Raw genomic sequence first — 22,033 nt, 5'->3', positions numbered from 1 at the left:
CTTAGTAGATAGTGCCCTTCGGCTCTGCGCGGACGCTGAGATTGAAATTGTCGGGCAAAGCCGCCTTTCCGTCGATTTCGATCCGCGCCGGTTCGGCGCCGAGCTCAGGCTGGCTGCTGTCGATGATGACGGTTTCGCCGTCGGCCGATAGCGGTACGCGGACCGAGCCATAGACGAAGGTCGCATTGGACAAGCCATGTGGCGTCTGTAGCACCACCCGGTAGCCCGCCGAGTCGTTGCAGAAGCGGGACATAGTCCCCAGATCGATCGCGGACCCGGTAGACGTGGCCATGCCCGCGCGAAAACTCACGTTGCAAATGGTCGGGACCACACCGGTAATTCGAAGCTCGCTCGAGATCGGTTCGGCCCCGACAGGGAAAGCGACCGTGAGCGCGATCCCGGTTGCGAACAATTGAAGTTTCCGGCGCATTCAAGCTTTCCCAACCTAGAGACACGCTATGCTACGCGCGCAATGATTAAGACTTCGTTGGAGCTTCGTCGTCCTGCGTGTGGACGAATCGCAATATCCCGACCGCGGGAGCCAAGCTGCCACAGCGCCAGAGCGACCACGATAAAGACGGAGCTTGCCGAGATGGAAACTCTCATCGCGGCACAGCCTTACAGGCCCGTAAGGCAATGTATCTCTGGTCGGGGCGACAGGATTCGAACCTGCGACCCCCACACCCCCAGTGTGATGCGCTACCAGGCTGCGCTACGCCCCGACCGAGGGTGGCGCGTCTAGGCTGACCTGCGTCTGGATGCAAGCCACTTCGCAAAATTGGCGGGACGGCTCAACCGAATTGGCCAAGCGGGAGCAAGCGATTGGCGAGCGCTTGGATCAGCTTGGCATCGCCGCCCTTGAGCACCAGTTCGAGCTGCGCCGCGCGGCGTTGCATCAGGCGGTCGATCGTTGTGGCGGCCGAGGCATGCACCGCCTGCCCGATCAGCGCCATGCCGCGCGCATCGCCGGGATCGATCGCAAGCCGCAGCATCCCGGCGATCCCGGGGAACAATGCCCGGTCGCCGCCCACCGCGAGCGCGCGGTCGATCACCTCGAGACCCACCGCCTTGCGCGCGCCGAGCCCGCCGCGCGCGACCATCGCACCGAGCGCCTTGACCGCGCTCAGATGCCACGCGCCGAGCGCAGCGAGCGCTTCGGGATCGCGCGGGTTCTTGGCCACCAGCGCTTCGAATTGCGCTTTGGCGGAGAGCGCTTCGGTCCGGCTGTGCGTCAGCTTGGCGCGATAGCTCGTCGCCATTGCGCGCGACAGCAACGCTTCGCTGTCGCCCGGCGTCTTGGCCAGCGCCGACGCGGCCGCCGCCTCGACGCTGGCGAGCTGCGACAGCGCCGCGCCGCGATCGCGCACGACAAAGGCGGTCTGGATCAGCGTCTCGCGCCCGCTATCGGCGGCGGCCACGCTCGGTACCGCCAGCAGAAAGAGCGCTAAGGTCAGGAGAGATTTCATCGCGGGCTTCGCTACTCAACAAGAAGAGCCGAAATGGTACGATCTTTCGGCGCGCGATCAACCCGTCGCGTGGGATCGGCGCGCGGGCCTGACGTCGCCCTTTGCCGCCCCCCGGAGCACGCGGTGTCGGCGAGTTAGCGTTGCGCGGGCGGAGCGTACCTGATAGCGCGGCGGGCTTGTGGCGTGCCCGAAAGGGTGCGCGATCCCGCGTGTCGAAACGCAGGCGGGTCCAGTCTTACCAAGGTAGCCCATGTTCGCCACCCCAGCCTTTGCCCAGACCGCCGGCGCCACTGCCGCAGGCCCCGATGGTTTCCTCGCGATGATCATCCAGTTCGCGCCGTTGCTGCTCGTCTTCGTCGTCTTCTACTTCCTGATCCTGCGCCCGCAGCAAAAGCGCGCGCGTGACCAGGCAGCGACGATCGGCGCGGTCAAGAAGGGCGATTCGGTCGTTACGGCAGGTGGCGTGCTCGGCAAAGTGACCAAGGTCGAGGACGCGTTCGTCGAAGTCGAGATCGCCCCTTCGATCAAGATCCGGGTCGTCAAGTCGACGCTCGCCGACGTGACGCCGCTCGGCTCCAAGCCCGCGAACGACTGATCCGATGCTCGATTTCCCGCGCTGGAAGGTCGTCTCGATCCTCGGGTTCCTCGCCTGCCTGATGGCGCTGGCGATCCCGAGTTTCCTGCCTGATTCGGTCACGTCGAAATGGGGCGCCTTTCCGCACCCCAAGGTCAATCTCGGGCTCGATCTCGCCGGCGGCAGCTACATGCTGATCGAGGCCGACACCGACGAACTGGTCAAGAACCGGCTCGAGGCGATGCGCGAGCAGATCGTCACCGAAATGGCGAAGGGCCCGCCGATCTCGATCGGCGACATCGCGACCGACGGCGGCAAGCTCAGCTTCCTGCTGCGCGACGTGACGCAGCTCGATGCCGCGCGCGAGCGGCTCAACAAGCTCACCGGCGGCGTCGGATACACCGGCCAGCGCGACTGGGACTTGCAGGTGGTCGACTCGTCGCGCGTCGTGATGACGCCGACACAGGCGGGCATCGCTGCGGCGATCAACACCGCGATGGCGACCGCGACTGACGTCGTACGCACGCGCATCGACAAACTCGGCACCAAGGAGCCGACGATCGTCCGCCAGGGCAACGACCGTATCGTCGTCCAGGTGCCGGGTCTGAAGGACCCCAAGGCGCTGCGCGAACTGCTCGGCAAGACCGCCAAGCTCGAATTCAAGATGGTCGACGACACGCCGTACGTGCCCGGCGGCATCGTGCCCGCGGGCAGCCAGGCACTCCCCTATTCCGAGGCTGGCCCCGGCGCGCAGATCCTGGTCAAGCGCCAGGCGATCCTCACCGGCGACCAGTTGCTGACCGCAAGCCAGGGCTTCGCGCAAGACACCAATGAGCCGATCGTCAACTTCGGTTTCAATAGCGAGGGCGGCAAGAAGTTTGCGCGCGTGACGCAGGAAAATGGTGGCCGCCGCTTCGCGGTGATCGTCGATGACAAGGTTATCTCAGCGCCGAAGATCGACACCCCGATCCTCGGCGGCTCGGGGTACATCCACGGCTCGTTCACCGTCGAATCGGCGAACAATCTCGCGATCGCGCTGAGCTCGGGCAAGCTGCCGATCTCGCTCAAGGTCGTCGAGGAACGCACCGTCGGTCCCGATCTCGGCGCGGATTCGATCCATGCGGGCCTGCTTGCGTCTGGCATCGCAGTCGCCCTCGTCGTGCTGTTCATGATCGCGACCTATGGCCGCTTCGGTTTCTATGCCGACTATGCCGTGGTCATCAACGTCGTCGTCATCATGGGCGTGCTCGCGCTGCTCAACGGTACGCTGACGCTGCCGGGGATCGCGGGGTTCGTGCTGACGATCGGCACCGCGGTCGACGCCAACGTGCTGATCAACGAGCGCATCCGCGAGGAACGCCGCCGCGGTCGCAGCGTGATCCAGTCGGTCGAACTGGGCTACAAGGAAGCGAGCCGGACGATCTTCGAGGCGAACGCGACGCACGCGATTTCGGGGCTGATCATGCTGATGCTCGGCTCGGGCCCGGTGAAGGGTTTCGCGGTCGTGCTGCTGATCGGCATCATCACCTCGGTGTTCACCTCGGTGACCTTCACGCGGATGCTGGTGGTGCTGTGGATTCGCAAGAACCGCCCGACCGAGATCCACATATGACCCCCTTTTTCCGTCACCCCAGCGAAAGCTGGGGTCTCCCTGCGGCAGGCATCGCCCTCGCCCAAAAAGATGCCAGCGTTCGCCGGCATGACGAGGATGTGACATGCGCCTGCTGAAACTCGTTCCCGACAACACCAACCTGCCGTTCGTCTCGCTCCGCAAATGGGCGTTCGGGCTGACCATCCTGCTGTCGCTCGCCGCGATCGGCCTCGTCTTCGCGCGCGGGCTCAACCTCGGCGTCGATTTCGTCGGCGGTCTGATGATCGAGGAGAAGTTCACCACTCCGCCGTCGGTCGACAAGTTGCGCACCACCATCGATCGGCTCAACCTCGGCGATGCCCGCCTGCAGGTCGTGGGCACTGACGGAAAGACGATTTCGATCAAGCTCCCGCCGGTCAAGAGCCAGGCCAAGGACGCGACCGATCGCGTCGTCGCGACGGTGCAGGCCGCAATCGTCAAGGATTTCCCCGACGCCAAATTCTCCAAGCAGGATGCGGTGAGCGGCAAGGTCTCCGGCGAACTGATCTGGAAGGGCATCCTCGCGGTCGTGCTCGCGGTGGTCGGCATTGGCCTGTTCGCGATCTTCCGTTTCGAATGGCAGTTCGGCGTCTCGACCGTCGTCGCGATCGTCCACGACGTGCTGATGACCTTGGGCTTCTTCGCGCTGACCTGGTACGAATTCGACCTCAACATCGTCGCCGCAGTGCTCACGATCATCGGCTATTCGATCAACGACAAGATCGTGATCGACGACCGCATCCGCGAGAACATGCGCCGCTATCGCAAGATGGACATGTCGAGCATCGTCGATCTCTCGGTCAACGAGACGCTGCCCCGGACCGTGATGACCTCGCTGACCATCCTGCTGGCGCTGTTCGCGCTGCTGATCTTCGGCGGTCACGTGCTGCGCGGCTTCACCGCGGCGATGATCCTCGGCATCTTCGTCGGCACCTATTCGTCGATCTACGTGTCGTCGTCGCTGCTGATCACGCTCGGCCTGCGCCCCGATCCGCGGGTCGACGACGTCCCTGCCGTAACTGCCGGAACGCCCAAGGTACGCTGATGCGAGTCGAGCGCGAGCAAGGCGTCGGGCCGGTGATCACCGCCTTTTCGGGCGGTGGCTTCAAGGTGGAAGCGGGCGAATTCATCGGCGTGTACCGCGCGCTGCGGATCTGGCCCGACGGGTCGGAGGAATGGGCGCCGCCGCCGATCGAAGCATTGACGGTCGAAGCGCTCGGCGCGCTGCTTGCGCTCGATCCGCGCCCGGAATTCCTGCTGCTCGGAACTGGCGCGACGATGCAGCGCCCGCCCCCGAGCTTCGTGCGGGGGTGCGAAGCGCTCGGCATCGGCGTCGAGGCGATGGACAGCCGCGCCGCCGCGCGCGCCTGGGCAGTATTGCGCGGTGAGACGCGTTGGGTCGTGGGCGCGCTGTATCCGCTTTGAAGGCTGGCGCTGCAGCGCTATCCTCCTGCCCAAAGATGGTGGGGGGAGACGTTTCATGAAATCGATCGTGCTGGGCTTGAGCCTGTTTGTCGCGCCGGGCGCCGTTGCCGCGCAGACGCAGCCCGCCGCCGCTCCCGCCGCTTCGCCGGACTATGGCAAGCCCGAGAACTGGCTATGTCGGCCGGGCAAGGTTGATCCGTGCGATGCGAACCAGGACGCGACGATCATCAAGGCCGATGGTTCGCGTAGCACCGAGAAGTTTTCGCCGACCAGCAACCCCAAGTTCGACTGCTTCTACGTCTATCCGACCGTCTCGCTCGATCGCACTCCGAACAGCGACATGATCGCCGGGCCCGAGGAGAACACCGTCGCCGCAGCACAAGCAGGACGCTTTGCCGCGCACTGCCGCGTCTTCGCGCCGCTCTACCGCCAGGTCACGCTCACCGCCCTCCAGGCACTGCTGCTGGGCAAGCCCGTCCTCGCCGACCGCGCGATGGCGTATCGCGACGTCAAGGCGGCGTGGGACGAATATCTCGCCTATGACAATCATGGGCGCGGGGTCGTGCTGATTGGCCACAGTCAGGGTTCGGGAATCCTCAAGCAGCTCGTCGCCGATGCGATCGAGGGGACGCCGACGCAGAGACTCATCATTTCGGTGCTCATCCCAGGCACCAATGTCGCGGTGCCCGCGGGCAAGGATGTCGGCGGCGATCTCAAAGCGACGCCGCTCTGCCACACCGCCAAGGATGTCGGCTGCGTCGTCAGCTATGTCAGCTTCCGCGCCGATTCGCCCCCGCCCGAGAACAGCCGCTTCGGCGTCGTGCCGCAGCCCGGGATGGTCGCGGCGTGCGTCAATCCGGCCGCACTCGGCGGCGGCACGGCGGTGAGCGACGCCTATCTCGGCACGCGTGGCGCCGGAATGGCGAGCGCGCCGATGGGCCCATGGACGACGGACGCCGCGGCGGTGACCACGCCCTTCGTCAAGGTTCCCGGGCTGATCAGCACCGCCTGCACCACCAACGGCAAGTTCACCTATCTGGCTGTGTCGGTAAACGCCAAGCCGACCGACAAGCGCACGCAGACGATCGTCGGCGACGTCGTGGTTGGCACGCGCATGCTGAAGGATTGGGGACTGCACTTGGTCGACATGCCCGTCGTGATGGGCAATCTGGTCGAACTGAGCGATGCACAAGCGAAGGTCTGGGCGGGCAAGCAGGCGGTTTCAGCGGCGCAGTGAAACCAACTGGCTGAGGTGGTCGACCAAGGCGGCGGTGTTCGCCGCCCAGGTGAAGCGCGCTGCGCCGGTTCGCACTGCCGCGGGCGGCGGCGGATCGGCAAGCAGCGCTGCGATCGCTGCCGCGAAGGCCGGCGGTGTGCGGTCGGCGATTTGGCCATAAGCGGCGTCGGTCACCACCTCCATCGCCCCGCCTGCGCCGGTGATGACGATTGGCGTGCCGCATGCGAGCGCCTCGACCCAAGCGTTCGCCAGCCCCTCGGAGGCTGATGCAAGCGCCATCAGGTCGGCCGCCGCCAGCAGCCCCGGCAAGTCGCCATGCGGGATTGCGCCGAGCAGGCGCACGCGGTCGTCGACGCCGCGCGTAGCGATCTGCGACTCGAGCGCGGCGCGCGCGGGACCTTCGCCCGCGATCAGCAACGTGGTGCCAGGCAGCGACGCGACCGCGTCGATCACGACGTCATGGCCCTTGCGCGGGATGAGAGCGCCGACCGAGACGACCAATGGCCCCGTCACGCCGTACCTTGCCTTACCCACGCTGCGGTCGCGCGGCGCGAAACGGTCGAGATCGACGCCGGTATGATGGACGCGGATCCGCTCCGCCGGGATACCAAGCGCGATCATGTCGGCGCGCATCGCCTGCGATACCGCCAGCACGCCGTTCGCCGTTTGCCCGGCCGTCACGACCTGTGCGCTGGTGGCGGATGTGGTGCCCCAATGGTGGATATCGGCGCCGCGTGCCTTGATCGACACCGGCACACCGAAATGCTGGCCGAGCGCGACCGCGGCGGGGCCGTCGGGAAAGAAGAACTCGGCGTCGATTACGTCGAAGGCGAAGTCGCGGCGGATCTGGGTGAGGAGTGGGATCAGCCGCTTGGTCAGCGCGCGTGCATGGAATCGCCCCGCCGTCCCCGGTAGCGTCGTAAAGCGTGGGCGACAGGTCGCGAGACCCTTCCACGTCTCGCGCTCGGGAAGCGCGGATAGCGCCGCATAGTGAGCATGGCGCGACAGCGGCCACGGCGGCAGCCCGACCGGCGCGACCAGCCTGAGATCGATGTCCGGATGGGCCGCCAGTCCCGACGTCTGCCGCTCGACGAAAACGCCGAAGTTCGGCCGCGACGCATCGGGGAAAAGCGTGGAGAGGGTGAGGACACGGAGCATGGCCGCATCGCTAGCACGAGAGTGTAAAGGTCTTCTCCCCTCGCGTGTCCGCGAGGGGAGACGCGATCGATCAGATGCGCTTGTCGCCCGGATAGGCGAGCAGCAAGTCGCTCTCGGCGTCGGACGAAATCTCGCAGCGGCCCTCGAGCAACAGGCACTCGCCCGCCTTGAACGCGACACCGTCGACCGTGCCGGAACCCGCGACGGGAACGAACCAGCCCGGAACGCCAGCGGGCAGATCGATCACGCGGTGGCCGCCGGCAAAGCGCTCGGTGACGAACTTGGGGCCTTCGGACAGGATCTGGTGGTCCTTGCCGTCGGAGGGCGGGGTCGGCAGGGGCACGAACGGCACCGGGTCGGACACCTTGACCCCGGCATCGAGATGCAGTTCGCGGTCGCTGCCATAATCGTACAGGCGATAGGTCAGATCGACGTTCTGCTGGACTTCGATCGTCGTGATCCCTGCGCCGATCGCGTGGATCGTGCCGGCCTCGTTATAATAGAAGTCGCCCGCCTTGACCGGCTTCCAATCGAGCAGATGCTCGATCGAGCCGTCGAGCGAGGCGGCGCGCAACTGCTCGTGCGTCATAGGCTCGAGCGTCCCGATCGCGATGGTCGAATCGGGTTCGGCGGCGAGGATCAGCCACGCTTCGTCCTTGCCGCGCGGATAGCCCGCGGCCTGCGCGGCAGCGTCATCCGGATGCACCTGCACCGACAATTTCTCGCTGGTGAACAGATATTTGATCAGCAATTCTGGCTCGCCCGCATGCGGCGTCTGGAACCACACTTCGCCGACCTTTTCACCACCGGGCGCAGGATCGGCAAAACCGGGCCACAAGGTATGACGCCCCCAGGGCTTTTCGACGCGTTTGGTGGCGAGCAAAGTGGCAGTCACGGTGATGATTCTCCTGTCGGTGCCTCATATGCCAACGCATCGTCGCGTCCAAGCGATCCGTGCGTGTTAAAAGGATTGTTCGCGCGTCGGCGGTTGCGCTAAGGCTGGCACCAATGCGCACCCCCCTGCCCCGCTCGCCCTTTCTCCGCAGCCTCGCGATCGGTCTGATCGCCGCGACCGCGCTCACCACCACGGGGTGCGCGCGCAACAGGACCAAGGGCGACATCCCCTATGTCGCGCGCGACGTCGGCACGCTTTATACGGCAGCGCGGAAACAGCTCGATCAGCGCAATTACAAGATCGCCGCCGCGCTGTTCGACGAAGTCGAGCGCCAGCACCCCTATTCGGTATGGGCGCGCCGCGCGCAGTTGATGAGCGCGTTCAGTTACTATCTCGCGCATGACTACACCGCCTCGATCCAGTCGGCGCAGCGCTTTTTGACGGTGCATCCGGGCAACCGCGACGCCGCCTATGCCTATTACCTCGTCTCGCTCGGCTATTACGAGCAGATCAGCGACGTCACGCGCGACCAGAAGATCACGCAGCAGGCGCTCGATTCGCTCGGCGAGCTGATGCGCCGCTATCCCAACACGCGCTACGCCGCCGATGCGCGGCTCAAGGTCGATCTGGTCCGCGACCATCTCGCCGGCAAGGAAATGGAGATCGGGCGCTTCTACGAAGTGCGCGGGCAGTGGCTCGCCGCCAACGGCCGGTTCCGCAAGGTCGTCGAGGAGTACCAGACGACGACGCACACGCCCGAGGCGCTGATGCGGCTGACCGAGACCTATCTCGCGCTCGGCGTTCCTGACGAGGCGCGCAAGTCGGCCGCCGTGCTCGGTGCCAATTATCCCGGCACGCAGTGGTACGAGCGCGCCTACAAGCTCAGCAACGAGCATCCCCCGGTGAACGTCGCCGCGCTCGCGCCGGGGCAGCAGATCGTTGCCGACCGGACCAGCGTCGCCGATTCGATTCCGGGCAAGAGCAACGACATCAAGCGCGACACCAGCGCAGCCGCCCCGATCGGCGGCGGCTCGGGCACCAATCCGGGCAACCCCAATCCGGGCAACTGAGCCGCACCGGCGCCGGTTCGATTGAAAAGAACGTTACCGGAACGCGGTCAACTCGGCTAAAGGGCAAGGCGACCCCATGCTGATCTCCCTGGCCATTCGCGACGTCGTGCTGATCGAAGCGCTGGACCTGCAGTTCGGGCAGGGCCTCGGCGTGCTGACGGGCGAGACCGGCGCGGGCAAGTCGATCCTGCTCGACGCGCTCGGGCTTGCGCTCGGCGCGCGCGGCGAAGCCGGCCTCGTCCGCCAGGGTGCCGCGCAGGCGATCGTCACCGCCACCTTCGACACCCCCGCGCCGAATGGCCCGGTCGTTGCGCTGCTTACCGAAAACGGGCTAGAGCTCGACCCCGGCGAGCCGCTGATGATCCGCCGCATCGTCAAGGCCGATGGCGGCAGCCGCGCCTTCGTAAACGATCAGCCTGCGTCTGCCGGGCTGCTGCGCGAACTGGCGCCGTATCTCGTCGAGATCCACGGCCAGCATGACGATCGCGGGCTGCTCAACGCGCGCGGCCACCGCGCGCTGCTCGACGCGTTCGGGCGCGTTGCGGCGGGATCGACCGCCGCCAGCTACAAGGCGCTGCGCGATGCCGAGGCGGCGCTCGCCGAAGCGCGCGCGACGATCGACACCGCGGCGCGCGACCGCGAGTGGCTCGAACATGCCGTCGGCGAACTGCGCGCGCTCGCGCCCGAGCCGGGCGAGGAGGAAGCGCTCGCCGATCGCCGCCGGACGATGCAGCGTTCGGAAAAGATCGCCGAGGATCTGCTGTCGATCGAGAATTGGCTCGAAGGATCGGATGGCGGGCTCGCCCAACTCCGCCAAGCGGCGCGCGTGCTCGAACGCATCGCCGAGGACCATGCCGCGCTTGCCGATGCGCTCGCCGCGGTCGACCGCGCGGTGATCGAGGGCGCGGTTGCCGAGGAGAAGCTGCGCGAGGCGAAGACCGATCTGTGGTTCGATCCCGCCAGCCTCGAGGATGACGAGACGCGGCTGTTCGAGCTACGCGCGATGGCGCGCAAGCACCGCGTCCAGCCCGACGAGCTGGCGGGTCTGGCGAGCGAGCTCGAAGCCAAGCTCGCGGCGCTCGAGGCCGGCGAAGAGGGGCTCGCCGCGCTCGAGGCGAAGCTGGCCAAGGCGCGCGTCGCCTATGACACCGCCGCCGCCGCGCTGACCAAGGCGCGTACCGCCGCCGCGCTCCAGCTCGATGCTGCGGTGAAGGGCGAGCTCGTCCCGCTCAAGCTCGACGCCGCGCGCTTCCGCACCGTCGTTGCGCCCGCTCCGCCCGAAGCATGGTCGGCGGCAGGCAAGGACCGTGTCGAGTTCGAGATCTCGACCAACCCCGGCGCGCCGTTCGCACCGCTCGTCAAGATCGCGTCGGGTGGAGAATTGTCGCGCTTCATTCTCGCGCTGAAGGTCGCGCTGGCCGAGCAGGGTGGTGCTGCGACGATGATCTTCGACGAGATCGACCGCGGTGTCGGCGGTGCCGTGGCGAGCGCGATCGGCGAGCGGCTCGCGCGGCTTGCCAATGCCACGCAATTGCTCGTCGTCACGCACAGCCCGCAGGTCGCGGCGCGCGGTGGGCATCATCTGCTGATCGCCAAGCGCCACGACGGCGTGGTCACGCGGACCGGCGTGACCGCGCTCGACATCGCGCAGCGCCGCGAGGAGATCGCGCGGATGCTGTCTGGCGCGACGATCACCCCGGAAGCGCGCGCACAGGCGGAGCGGTTGATCGAGACGGCCTGAGGGACTCCTCGAAGCCCCCCCGTCGTCCCCCCGGCCTTGTGCCGGGGCGCACCGTCCCACGCGTGCTGCGTGGGCAGGATGCGCGGCACGGTGGACCCCGGCACAGGGCCGGGGTGGCGGCTATCGGGGTCGACGCTCCGCTCAAAACGGCATCGTCACCGTGAACAGGATCCGCTTGGCGAGCTTGCCGTCGATCGTCGCGCCAGGCTCGGTATGGAGGTTCCCCCGCGCGCCCTTGCCGAGATCGACCCCGATCCCGGGCCCGCCGACCTCGGCATATTTCTCGGGCAGAGGGCGGACGCGATACTGTTCGCCCGCGTCGCGCTTGCCGCAGACGACGATGTCGCGCGACGGCTCGGTGCTCGAACAGCCGCCGGGATGCCAGGCCGCCGGGAGATCGACGCTCGTGCGCGCCGCGCGTTGCGGCTCGGGGGAATCGGCGGTCTGCAACGCAACGAGCAGCGGCAAGATCATTGTCGGCAAACCCCATCCCGGATGCACAAAGGCTAGCGCGCCCGTCCGGTGCTGTATAGCGCGCGACTTTTGCGTAACGACCTGCTATAGCGCTTGCATCGCGCGAGTCCGTACAAGCTTTTTCGCGACTGAGAGACCCCCTGCGCTCCCGCTTGATTGGCACCGGACGCGCGTTTTGGCTTCTTTGTTCACCCCCTTTCGTCACCCAGCCCGCTGCGGACCCACCGCGCGCGGGTGACACCGTCATCGGATGCGCCGGCCGGGGCCGGACGTCGCATCCGTCTTTGATCTCGGCCCCACTCCGGCGCTTTCGCATGATCTGCGCGGCGATCCGGCACTAAGGAATACACTATGGCTATCGGCACCGTTAAGTTCTTCAACGCCGACAAGGGTTACGGTTTCATTGCGCCTGAGGGCGGCGGCGGCGATGCGTTCGTCCATATCAGCGCGGTCGAAGCCGCCGGCATGGCGACGCTCGATCGCGACCAGCGCGTTTCGTACGAGCTGGAAGAAGATCGCCGCGGCAAGGTCTCGGCCGTCCGTCTCGCCCAGGCCTGACGCGTTTGGGGGTGTCGCCAACCGGCGGCACCCCTTTTTATGTGGCCTTTTGATTTGCCAGGAGAGATCCCACGAACACCACCGCCATCTTCTATCGCGACCGCGCCCGCCAGGCCGAGTCCGAAGCTGCAACCGCCACGCTCGACAACGTCCGCACGCGCCATCTGCGCGCCGCCAAGGCGTGGGACGAAATGGCGACCCGCGCCGAAAAGACCGCCGAGCGTAAGTCGACCAACGAAGAAGCCAAGCTCGCGGCTGAAATGACCGAGGATGACGACGAGGTCGTGACACCCTAACGGCGGACCGCCGTTAGCGACCCCGTACGGACATCGCGACCCGCGGAAGCGCGTGTCACGTGCTTGACTCGATTGACCCCAAGACGCGGTATATACAGCGGCGATCGTTTCCTTTTGCGGCATAATGCGATTGGGCAGAACCGACGATTTCAAAGAGCGCTTCGGTACATATCATGAACAATAGGTGTAGGACAGCGCCATGTCTGCTTCCCACCCAATTGCAGACATTAGGCGGCTGCGGCTACCTCTTCGCGCGACACCGGAACACCACCCATGTCGCAATGGCCCAGACACCGCCAATGGGAAGGAGCCATCGCGTTGCAAAGAACCTAGGGACGACCTCGGCACACGGCCTTTGGTCTTCGAGGCTGTCACATGGAAAAGTGAAGGTTATGGATAACCAAACAAAGCCGAGCACAGCCAAGCACGCGGCCGTAAAAATGATGTAGAATAATAGGGCGTTGAAGCGTTTGTTGATCATCCTCCTGTCCTCGTTCTCATCGAAAGCAAATTCATGAGGAAATACGAAGGATACGAAAATCGTCCGCTAGCCACTCATTGCACTATTCCGACGCGAAAGCGGTTGGGCGTCAAACGACCACAACCAGACTTCTAGAAGAGCTTCACTCCTTCGCGCGCCGTCACTCCCAGACAAAGATCGTTCGCAATTTGCAGGCACTCGGTTCCTGTCCTTCTTCAAACAAGCGGACCCGTTTGATCGCCGCCATTTGCGACGCTCTCATCCGGGATTGCGACACGAAATAAGCAGTGGCGTGAGCGCCGTTCCAGATCGCGACCTCATACCCATTTTTCACGCGCTGCTGCGCGAATATTGCCGGTTTGTCGGCGGTCGGCGGGGTCAACATCCGCCCCTTCGCAGGCGATGCCCAGCCGATACCTTGAACCTCAAATGAGCCGAACGGGCCTTCCCAGCGAAAGCTGCCGCTATGAATGCCCCCTTCCAACGTTGTTACCTTCTCGCCCGGGAGCAGGTCGATGATTGGAGCGTAGCCGCAGAAACGGGCTGGCCCCTCTAGTTCAGTGGCAAGCGCGGGCACGGGGAAAACCAGCAGGACGGCGGCGACGGCCGAATGTATAGACCTCATGCTGGCTCTCGAACGTCGTGTGACGCTGATATATCAGGAAACCGCGCTTTACCGGAAGGGCAGCTTCCCACAATTTGCAGCCGTTCAGCCCGGTGCGTCGCGGGCCGTTATTTAGAGGGCAACTGTCCCCATATCCGTCATTCCCGCGAAGGCGGGGATCCATACTGGCTGACGGCGCAGGACTGGACGGGCGGTACCAATGGATTCCCGCCTGCGCGGGAATGACGGGCAGGGTGCCTGAAATTTGGTGCCCGACCGTCGTTGACGCGACGATTGCCTCGCCACGATTCCCGCTACTTGGCATCTCGGACACAACACCACGCCTTGATGCCGCCCCCCGGTCTCCGGTAACGCCAAGCGCATGAGCGCTCCCCTCCCCGCCACCGAAACCGAAGCCGCCGCCGAACTCGCGCGGCTGGCGGAGCAGATCGCCTATCACAACGCGCGCTATCACACCGAGGACGCGCCCGAGATCAGCGACGCCGCCTTCGACGCGCTACGTGCGCGCAACACCGCGCTCGAAGCGGCCTTCCCGCAGCTCGTCCGCGCCGATTCGCCCGCGTTCCAGGTCGGCGCCGCGCCCGCCGCGCATCTCGCCAAGGTCGCGCATGCCCGCGCGATGACCAGCCTCGACAATGCCTTCACCGACGAGGACGTCGCCGAATTCGTCGCGCGCGTGCGGCGCTTCCTCGCGCTGCCCGACGATGCAGCGGTAGAGCTCACCGCCGAGCCCAAGATCGACGGCCTGTCCTGCTCGCTGCGCTACGAAGCGCGCCGGCTCGTCCAGGCGCTGACCCGCGGCGACGGGCAGGTCGGCGAGGACGTCACCGCCAATGTCGCGCACATCCCCGATATCCCGCAGAGCCTCCCCGCCGACGCGCCCGACATTTTCGAGGTGCGCGGCGAGGTCTATATGGCCAAGGCCGATTTCGCCGCCCTCAACGCCCGGCTGCTTGCCGAGGCCGAAGCAGCCGGCAAGGACGCGCGCCAGTTCGCCAACCCGCGCAACGCCGCCGCCGGCTCGCTCCGCCAGAAGGACGCCGCGGTCACCGCGACACGGCCGCTCCGCTTCTTCGCCTGGGGCTGGGGCGAGACCAGCGCGCTCCCCGGCGAGACGCAGAGCGCCAACGTTGCCAAACTCCGCGACTGGGACTTCCAGGTCGCGAGCGGTTTCGCGCACGCACCAACGACCGACGCCGCGCTCGCCGTCTACCGCGCGATCGAGCACCAGCGCGCCGACCTCCCGTTCGACATCGACGGCGTCGTCTACAAGCTCGACCGGCTCGACTGGCAGGTGCGGCTCGGCACCGTCGGGCGCACGCCGCGCTGGGCGATCGCGCACAAATTCCCCGCCGAGCGCGCCGAGACCACCCTGACAGCCATCGACATCCAGGTCGGTCGCACCGGCGCGCTGACCCCGGTCGCGCGGCTCGCGCCCGTGACGGTCGGCGGCGTCGTCGTCACCAATGCCACGCTCCACAATGCCGACGAGATCGAACGGCTCGGCGCGCGCGTCGGCGACCGCGTCGTGCTGCAGCGCGCGGGCGACGTCATCCCGCAGATCGTCGAAGTGCTGACGCGCGATGAAGACCGCCCCGCCTTCGCCTTCCCCACGACCTGCCCCGAATGCGGCTCGCTCGCCGAGCGCGGCGAAGGCGAGGTCGTCGTGCGCTGCACCGGCGGGCTGATCTGCCCGGCGCAGCGCGTCGAGCGGCTGATCCATTTCGTCTCGCGCCACGCCTATGACATTAGCGGGCTGGGGCTGGTGCGGATCGAGGAGTTCTTCCGCGACGGGCTGATCGCCTCGCCCGCCGATATCTTCCGGCTCCACGAACATCGCGCCCAGCTGGTGACGCGCGAGCGGATGTCCGAGCTCGTCGTCGACAAATTGCTCGCGGCGATCGACCTGCGGCGCCAGATCGGGCTCGACCGCTTCCTGTTCGCGCTCGGCATCCGCCATGTCGGCGAGATCACCGCGCGTGACCTTGCGCGTCGCTATGTCAGCTATGCGGCGTTCGCCGAGATGATCGCGCGCGTGCTTGCGGTGCGCGAAGCGACGGTGCCCGCGCTCGGCGAGACCGAGGCGAAGTTCGTCGTGCGGCGCGGGCGCGTGCTCGCCGATGCGATCGAGACCGCGGGGATCGGCCCCGAAGTCGCCGACGCGCTGATCGAGTTCTTCGCCGAGCCGCACAATCGCGACGTCGTCGCGGCGCTGCTGCGCGAAGTGACGCCGACCGACGTCGTCCATCAGACCCGCGAGTCGCCGGTCAGGGGCAAGACCGTGGTGTTCACCGGCAGCCTCGAGACGATGAGTCGCGACGAGGCCAAGGCGCAGGCCGAACTGCTCGGTGCGCGCGTGGCAGGATCGGTCTCGGCCAAGACCGATCTTGTCGTCGCGGGACCTGGCGCAGGATCGAAGCTGAAAAAGGCGGCGGATCTGAAAGTTACGGTGATCGACGAAGCAGGTTGGGCCGAGATCGTCGCCGCCGCCCGCTAAGTCCCGGACTCCCAGTCGGTTACCCTGTGATGCTAATATGCAACGGTTCCCAACCGTTTTTAACCGAAGATGAACAGTCTGCATGACTTGTCATTGAACAGAAATATAACGCGTGCAGGGGCTCCGGTCGACGGAGCGTGACGGCTAGAGGCCGAACGCCGACGATCACGATATTCTGTGGGGAACGAGCATGAACACGAAGCTATTCACTGGCGTGGCGTTTGCCGCGCTCCTGATTCCGGGCGTAGCCTTCGCGCAGTCGTCGGGTTCGACCGACTTTGACGCGGGCACCGACATCGTCGTCACCGGCACGAAGACCGGCAAGGGCGGCATCACCGTTCCCGACGTCCCCAAGACGCGCATCACCGTCGGCGCCGACACGATCAGCCGCCAGCGTCCGGGCCAGACCGTCAACGAGATCATCAATCTGGTCCCCGGCGTCAGCTTCCAGAACAACGACGCGACCGGCGCCGCCGGCGGCACCTTCACGATCCGCGGCTTCGACAGCTCGCGCATCTCGCAGACGCTCGACGGTATCCCGCTCAACGACACCGGCAACTACGCGATCTATTCGAACCAGCAGCAGGATCCCGAGACGCTCGACTCGATCAGCGTCAACCTCGGCTCGACCGACGTCGACAGCCCGACCGCTTCGGCCGTCGGCGGCACCGTCAACATCCGCACGCGCAAGCCGACGCAAGACTTCAGCGCGATGATGAGCGGCACCTACGGCACCTATCTCGGCCAGGGCGACCCGCTCAACCGCTCGATCTTCCGCGTCTACGGCTCGGTCGACACCGGCGAAATCGCGCACACCGGCGTCCGCGCGTTCTTCACGGGGTCGAGCATCAGCGCCGACAACCCTTTCAGCAACTATTCGCGCCTGAAGAAGCAGCAGTATAACGCGCGCATCTTCAAGGATCTCGGCGACAATGGCGACTTCCTGTCGCTCGCCGGCCAGTGGAACGAGAACCGCAACAACTTCCTCGGTTCGGTGCCGCTGCGCAACGATCTGACCAACGGCGCCTTTGCACGCGTCGTCGGTCCGAACTCCTCGAATCGCGCCCCCCTCACCGGGGCAGAGCGTTTCTACAACATCAACTATCCGTGCGTCATCGGTGGCCCGACGCCGACCGGCGCGACCGCCGGCGCTGCCTGCGGCACCGAGTTCGACCGTCGCTTCAACCCGTCGAACACCGGCAACGTCCGCTTCGGGTCGCGCTTCACGCTCACGCCGAAGCTCGTCCTCACGCTCGATGCCAGCTATCAGTACGTCAAGGCCAATGGCGGCGGCACGGTGTCGCTGCTCGAAGGTTGCGGCAATCTCGGCAGCACGACGGTCCGCACGTGCGGCCCCAACAGCGTGCTCGGCGTAATCAACACCACGGGCAACACGGGTAACGGCGCGCCCGGCGGCTTCGGCTATTACACCGGTCGCGATCTCAACGGCGACGGCGTGATCAGCCCGACGACGAGCGTTCTCGCAATCGCGCCGAGCCAGACGCAGACGCGTCGCTTCGTCGGCGTCGCCGGTCTCGCCTATGAGTTCGACGAGAACAACCGCGTCCGCATCGCCTATACCGGCGACTATGGCCGCCATCGTCAGACCGGCGAAGCCGGCTTCCTCAACACCGACGGCACCCCGCTCGACGTGTTCCCGGTCAATAACGGCGTCAAGGACGCGAACGGCGCGCTGATCGAGAAGCGCAACCGCAAGTCGCTCGCGATCCTCAACCAGGTCTCGGCCGAATATCGCGGCAAGTTCTTCGACGACAAGCTCGTCGCGACGCTCGGCGTGCGTGGCACGTTCTTCCGCCGCGACTTGACGCAGAACTGCTTCACGGTCGCTGCCAACACCAACGTGTCGTGCGTCTCGCCGACGCAGACGGCGGCCTATGCCGCGGCGAACCCATACACCTACTTCGCGCCGGGCGTGACGACGGTGAACGGCGTCAACCGTCCGGTCGTCGCGGGTACGTCGTGCGCGGTGTTGACCTCGGCGTGCGTCGTCGGCTTCGCGCCGCCGCAGAACCGCATCCGCAACTACAACCGCGCGCTGCCCAACGTCGGCCTGACGTACAACTTCACCAACGCGATCAGCATGTATGCGAGCTTCTCGCAGGGTCTGTCGGTGCCGAGCACGGACAACCTCTACAGCTCGTTCTATTATGCCGACGGTTCGCCGCAGTCGAAGCCCAAGCCCGAGACGACCGACAGCTACGAACTCGGTGCACGCTACACGACGGGCAAGGTCCAGGCGCAGATCGCTGGCTGGTACACCAAGTTCAAGAACCGTACCGTCACCATCTATGACGTCGAGAGCGACGCCAGCGTGTCGCGCAACCTCGGCACGGTCGACAAATACGGCTTCGACGGCTCGGTGTCGTACACGCCGGTCCGCAACCTGACCGCGTATCTGTTCGGTTCGTACCTGCACTCGAAGATCCGCGACAATTTCGAAGCGGGCCGTACCGGCACGACGATCAACTACTTCCAGACGGCGGGCAAGCGCGAGGGCGGCGCGCCGACCTGGATGGGCGGCGGTCGTCTGCAGGGCACCGTCGGGATCTTCGATCTCGGCGCGCAAGCCAAGTACACCGGTTCGCGCTTCGTCAACGACGAGAACCTGCCGGTCTACACCTGCACCGGCACCGTTTCGGGCGGGCTGTGCCCGGTGGCATCGCAGAACCAGATCTACGGTGCGAAGATCCCGAGCTACACGATCGTCGACCTCGACGTTCGCATCAACATCGGCCAGCTGCTCGGCAACAACCGCAAAACCTTCTTCCAGGTCAACGTCAGCAACCTGTTCGACAAGGTCTATATCGGCGGCCTGAGCGGCTCGGGCGGCTTTGTCGGCCTGCCGAACCGCTACTCGATCGGCAATGCCGTCATCGGCACGCCGCGGTCGATCACCGGCTCGCTGGTGATCGGGCTCTAAGCCTTCTTACAGTTCGTCACGATTGCCGCCGTCCCCGCAAGGGGGCGGCGGTTTTCGTTTGGGCCTCACGCTTCCGCTGCGGCCTTGGCGTAGAGCGACTGGATCGGGCGCGCGAAGACGCGGCCGACCATCGGTTCGAAGAACGACAAAGGCGCGCTGTCATAGGTCGGGTCGAACGCCGCCTGATCGTATTTCTCGCAGAATTCGGCACACGCCTCGAAATGCGGATGCCCGCGATATTTCTCGCGCAAGTCGCGATCGCCGCCGATATAGTGGAAGAAGTAATAGCCCTGGAACACGCCGTGGGTGTTGGCGATCCAGTGGACTTCCTCCGACACGAACGGGCGCAGCATCGCCGCGCCGATCTCGGGATGGTTGTAGGTGCCGAGCGTGTCGCCGATGTCGTGGAGGAGCGCCATCACGACATAGGCCTCGTCGCGCCCGTCGCGGTGCGCGCGCGTCGCGGTCTGGAGCGAATGTTCGAGCCGGTCGACCGGGAAGCCGCCATAATCGCCGTCGAGCAGCTTGAGGTGCGTCAGCACGCGGTTGGGGAGCTTCCTGGCGAACTGGCCGAAATGGCCGGCGATCAGGCTCCAGTCGGCCTGGGTGCCGTGCTCCATTGCGGTGAACTGCGCGCGGTCGGGCTGGTCGTTCATGATGCTCTCCTATCTCGTCACCCCGGCCTTTGTGCCGGGGTCCACGGCGCCTCGTAGGCAACGCCGGCAGAACATGCGGCACGGTAGACCCCGGGACAAGCCCGGGGTGACGGTCGCAGCTGACGCGATAGCGAGTGCCATACGCGCGACTTTGCGCAACGCGCCCAGCCGGGCTAAGACGGCCCGATGCCGCTTTTCACCCGACCCGCGATCTTCTCGCGGCCCTTCTTCGAGGATAAGGGCCGCGCCTTCTGGACGCTGCAAGCGGCCGGCTGGACCGGCTACCTCATCCTCCGCGGCGTCTCGAGCGTGTCGAATGCCGCCGACGTGTCGGTGGTGGTGCCTGTCGTGATCGAGTCGATCGTCGGCTACAGCATCACGCTGCTGCTCGCGACGGTGTACCATTATTACCGCCGCCAGCCGCGCTTCGCGATGGCGATCCTGACGATCATCACGCTCGCCGCCGCGACCTTGCTCTACGCGGTGCTCGACGCCTTCTCCTTCTCGTTCATCAAGCTGCAGAGCCCGGGGCTCAACATCAGCCTGGTGCTCGGCACGATCTTCCTCAACTTCACCGTGCTCGCGGGGTGGACCGCGCTCTATTTCGGGATCAATTTCTACCTGATCGTCGAGGATCAGATCGACCAGCTCGCCACGCTCGAGAACACCGCATCCTCGGCGCAGCTCGCGATGCTGCGCTATCAGCTCAACCCGCATTTCCTGTTCAACACGCTCAACTCGATCTCGACGCTCGTGCTGCTCAAGGAAACCGAGCGCGCCAATGCGATGCTCGGGCGGCTGTCGTCGTTCCTGCGCTACACGCTCGCCAACGAGCCGACCGCGCACGTCACGGTGCAGCAGGAGTTCGAGACGCTGAAACTGTATCTCGAGATCGAGAAGATGCGCTTCGAGGAGCGGTTGCGGCCGACCTTCGACGTCGATGTGCGCGTCGCCAAGGCGCGGCTGCCGTCGCTGCTGCTCCAGCCGCTCGTCGAAAACGCGATCAAATACGCGGTGACCCCGCAGGAAGATGGCGCCGAAATCGCCGTTACCGCGCGGCTCACCGGGGATCGGGTGCAGATCGTCGTATCCGACACCGGCCCCGGCTTGAACGAAACAAAGGCGCGGCAGAGCGTTTCTCCAAGCCAGGCTCTTTCAACCGGGGTTGGCCTTGCCAATATCAGGGAGAGGCTGGCCCAGGCTTACGGGCCGGACCACAAATTCGAGACGCGATCGATCCCGGGGGGCGGTTTCGGGGTCGAGATTGAAATCCCGTTCCAGCTCGAGGAACCGAAGAAAGAGTTTGCATGACGATCCGCACCATCCTCGTCGATGACGAAAAACTAGCTACCCAGGGGCTCGCGCTGCGCCTTGCCGCGCACGAAGACGTGGAAATCGTCGACACCTGCATGAACGGTCGCGAGGCGATCCGTGCGATCAAGACGCACAAGCCCGATCTGGTCTTCCTCGACATCCAGATGCCGGGGTTCGACGGCTTCTCGGTCGTTCAGGGGCTGATGGAGGTCGAGCCGCCGCTGTTCGTGTTCGTGACCGCCTATTCCGACCACGCCTTGAAGGCGTTCGAGACCGACGCGGTCGATTATCTGATGAAGCCGGTCGAGGAATCGCGCCTCGCCGATACGCTCGACCGCGTGCGCCAGCGGCTGACCGAGAAGCGCGGGGTCGAGGAAGTCGACCGCTTGAAGGAAGTTATCGCCGAGATCGCGCCCGATTCGGTCGAGAACCTTGCCGAGGGCGGCGAGCAGGTGTCGGCCAATCGCTTCGAGAAGCTGATCAACATCAAGGATCGGGGGCAGATCTTCCGCGTCGATGTCGACACGATCGAGCGGATCGATGCCGCGGGCGATTACATGTGCATCTACACCGGCGACAACACGCTGATCCTGCGCGAGACGATGAAGGATCTGGAGAAGCGGCTCGATCCGCGCCGGTTCCAGCGGGTGCATCGCTCGACGATCGTCAACCTCGATCTGGTCAAGGAAGTGAAGCCGCACACCAATGGCGAGTGTTTCCTGGTGTTGCAGTCGAACGCGCAAGTGAAGGTGTCGCGCTCGTATCGCGACGTGGTCGCGCGGTTCGTGCACTAAGTGATGCTGCTCCCCTCCCCTTCAGGGGAGGGGTTGGGGGTGGGGCCGGGTCTCACCGAGACCAACGGCCGCAGTCACGGGGGGGGCCCCCCCCCCCCCCCCCCCCCCCCCGCGGGCGCGGCGCCCCCCCCCCCCCCCCGGGCGCCCCCGCCGCCCGCCCCCCCCCCCCCGCCCCCGCCCCCCCCCCCCCCCCCGCGCGCG

The 22,033-nt window shown here is 65.9% G+C and carries 19 protein-coding genes and 1 tRNA gene; 12 read left to right on the top strand and 8 right to left on the bottom strand.

Going from position 1 to position 22,033, the window contains the following annotated elements; translation table 11 throughout:
• Position 1: 1 nt before the first annotated feature.
• From ABIB28_RS15945 to ABIB28_RS15935, 3 genes are all read right to left on the bottom strand, one after another.
• Positions 2 to 412: a hypothetical protein gene (locus ABIB28_RS15945; protein ID WP_133186122.1), complete on the bottom strand. Its 411-nt coding sequence runs from the start codon at positions 410 to 412 to the stop codon at positions 2 to 4.
• Positions 413 to 645: 233 nt separating this feature from the next.
• Positions 646 to 722 (bottom strand) — tRNA-Pro (locus ABIB28_RS15940).
• A 69-nt stretch (positions 723 to 791) separates the two neighbouring features.
• Positions 792 to 1,466, bottom strand: coding sequence for a hypothetical protein (locus tag ABIB28_RS15935; RefSeq protein ID WP_354289057.1), 675 nt, complete (start codon positions 1,464 to 1,466; stop codon positions 792 to 794).
• A gap of 250 nt (positions 1,467 to 1,716) precedes the next feature.
• Between ABIB28_RS15935 and yajC the strand changes: the two genes are divergently transcribed.
• The 5 genes from yajC (at position 1,717) to ABIB28_RS15910 (ending at position 6,332) form a co-directional block, all read left to right on the top strand.
• A complete protein-coding gene (gene yajC / locus ABIB28_RS15930; RefSeq protein WP_133186118.1) occupies positions 1,717 to 2,061 on the top strand; it encodes a preprotein translocase subunit YajC in 345 nt (114 codons plus the stop codon).
• A 4-nt stretch (positions 2,062 to 2,065) separates the two neighbouring features.
• Positions 2,066 to 3,652: a protein translocase subunit SecD gene (gene secD / locus ABIB28_RS15925; RefSeq protein WP_189675958.1), complete on the top strand. Its 1,587-nt coding sequence runs from the start codon at positions 2,066 to 2,068 to the stop codon at positions 3,650 to 3,652.
• Positions 3,653 to 3,755: 103 nt separating this feature from the next.
• A complete protein-coding gene (secF, locus tag ABIB28_RS15920) occupies positions 3,756 to 4,715 on the top strand; it encodes a protein translocase subunit SecF (RefSeq protein WP_354289056.1) in 960 nt (319 codons plus the stop codon).
• Complete coding sequence (locus ABIB28_RS15915) at positions 4,715 to 5,095, top strand: Mth938-like domain-containing protein (RefSeq protein WP_354289055.1); 381 nt, start codon at positions 4,715 to 4,717, stop codon at positions 5,093 to 5,095. Before secF ends, ABIB28_RS15915 begins: the two co-directional genes overlap by 1 nt.
• A gap of 55 nt (positions 5,096 to 5,150) precedes the next feature.
• A complete protein-coding gene (locus ABIB28_RS15910; RefSeq protein WP_354289054.1) occupies positions 5,151 to 6,332 on the top strand; it encodes a DUF3089 domain-containing protein in 1,182 nt (393 codons plus the stop codon).
• Here the strand turns inward: ABIB28_RS15910 and ABIB28_RS15905 are convergent.
• The gene (locus ABIB28_RS15905) at positions 6,318 to 7,490 is read right to left on the bottom strand and encodes a glycosyltransferase (protein ID WP_354289053.1); all 1,173 of its coding nucleotides are present in this window, start codon (positions 7,488 to 7,490) and stop codon (positions 6,318 to 6,320) included. The genes ABIB28_RS15910 and ABIB28_RS15905 overlap by 15 nt on opposite strands.
• Positions 7,491 to 7,560: 70 nt before the next feature.
• Positions 7,561 to 8,385 carry a class I mannose-6-phosphate isomerase gene (locus ABIB28_RS15900; RefSeq protein WP_322162345.1) on the bottom strand — a complete coding sequence of 275 codons (825 nt, stop codon included), beginning with the start codon at positions 8,383 to 8,385 and terminating at the stop codon, positions 7,561 to 7,563.
• Positions 8,386 to 8,498: 113 nt separating this feature from the next.
• Here ABIB28_RS15900 and ABIB28_RS15895 point away from each other — a divergent pair, with 113 nt between their 5' ends.
• On the top strand, positions 8,499 to 9,455 hold the full coding sequence (locus ABIB28_RS15895; protein WP_133186104.1) for an outer membrane protein assembly factor BamD: 957 nt from the start codon (positions 8,499 to 8,501) through the stop codon (positions 9,453 to 9,455).
• 76 nt (positions 9,456 to 9,531) lie between these two features.
• A complete protein-coding gene (recN, locus tag ABIB28_RS15890) occupies positions 9,532 to 11,196 on the top strand; it encodes a DNA repair protein RecN (RefSeq protein ID WP_354289051.1) in 1,665 nt (554 codons plus the stop codon).
• A 141-nt stretch (positions 11,197 to 11,337) separates the two neighbouring features.
• Here recN and ABIB28_RS15885 read toward each other — a convergent pair whose 3' ends face one another.
• Positions 11,338 to 11,670, bottom strand: a complete 333-nt coding sequence (locus ABIB28_RS15885) for a hypothetical protein (RefSeq protein WP_354289050.1) — start codon at positions 11,668 to 11,670, stop codon at positions 11,338 to 11,340.
• A gap of 351 nt (positions 11,671 to 12,021) precedes the next feature.
• On the opposite strand from ABIB28_RS15885, the gene ABIB28_RS15880 reads away from it, so the two are divergent.
• Positions 12,022 to 12,228: a cold-shock protein gene (locus ABIB28_RS15880; protein WP_010185321.1), complete on the top strand. Its 207-nt coding sequence runs from the start codon at positions 12,022 to 12,024 to the stop codon at positions 12,226 to 12,228.
• 937 nt (positions 12,229 to 13,165) lie between these two features.
• Here the strand turns inward: ABIB28_RS15880 and ABIB28_RS15875 are convergent.
• Positions 13,166 to 13,582: a hypothetical protein gene (locus ABIB28_RS15875; protein ID WP_354289048.1), complete on the bottom strand. Its 417-nt coding sequence runs from the start codon at positions 13,580 to 13,582 to the stop codon at positions 13,166 to 13,168.
• 409 nt (positions 13,583 to 13,991) lie between these two features.
• Here ABIB28_RS15875 and ligA point away from each other — a divergent pair, with 409 nt between their 5' ends.
• Positions 13,992 to 16,127 (top strand): NAD-dependent DNA ligase LigA, encoded by a 2,136-nt coding sequence (gene ligA / locus ABIB28_RS15870; protein ID WP_354289047.1) that lies wholly within the window; start codon positions 13,992 to 13,994, stop codon positions 16,125 to 16,127.
• 190 nt (positions 16,128 to 16,317) lie between these two features.
• Positions 16,318 to 19,068, top strand: coding sequence for a TonB-dependent receptor (locus ABIB28_RS15865; RefSeq protein ID WP_133186096.1), 2,751 nt, complete (start codon positions 16,318 to 16,320; stop codon positions 19,066 to 19,068).
• 65 nt (positions 19,069 to 19,133) lie between these two features.
• Here ABIB28_RS15865 and ABIB28_RS15860 read toward each other — a convergent pair whose 3' ends face one another.
• On the bottom strand, positions 19,134 to 19,724 hold the full coding sequence (locus ABIB28_RS15860; protein WP_354289046.1) for an HD domain-containing protein: 591 nt from the start codon (positions 19,722 to 19,724) through the stop codon (positions 19,134 to 19,136).
• 186 nt (positions 19,725 to 19,910) lie between these two features.
• Between ABIB28_RS15860 and ABIB28_RS15855 the strand changes: the two genes are divergently transcribed.
• Positions 19,911 to 21,035, top strand: a complete 1,125-nt coding sequence (locus tag ABIB28_RS15855; protein ID WP_133186092.1) for a sensor histidine kinase — start codon at positions 19,911 to 19,913, stop codon at positions 21,033 to 21,035.
• Positions 21,032 to 21,832, top strand: coding sequence for a LytR/AlgR family response regulator transcription factor (locus tag ABIB28_RS15850; protein ID WP_010185313.1), 801 nt, complete (start codon positions 21,032 to 21,034; stop codon positions 21,830 to 21,832). The genes ABIB28_RS15855 and ABIB28_RS15850 overlap by 4 nt, the downstream gene beginning before the upstream one ends.
• The last annotated feature ends 201 nt before the right edge of the window (positions 21,833 to 22,033 follow it).

Source organism: Sphingomonas sp. UYEF23 (genome assembly GCF_040546165.1).
Classification (GTDB): domain Bacteria; phylum Pseudomonadota; class Alphaproteobacteria; order Sphingomonadales; family Sphingomonadaceae; genus Sphingomonas; species Sphingomonas glacialis.
The sequence above is the reverse complement of the archived record's forward strand: the minus strand, read 5'-3'. Positions and strand labels throughout refer to the sequence as shown.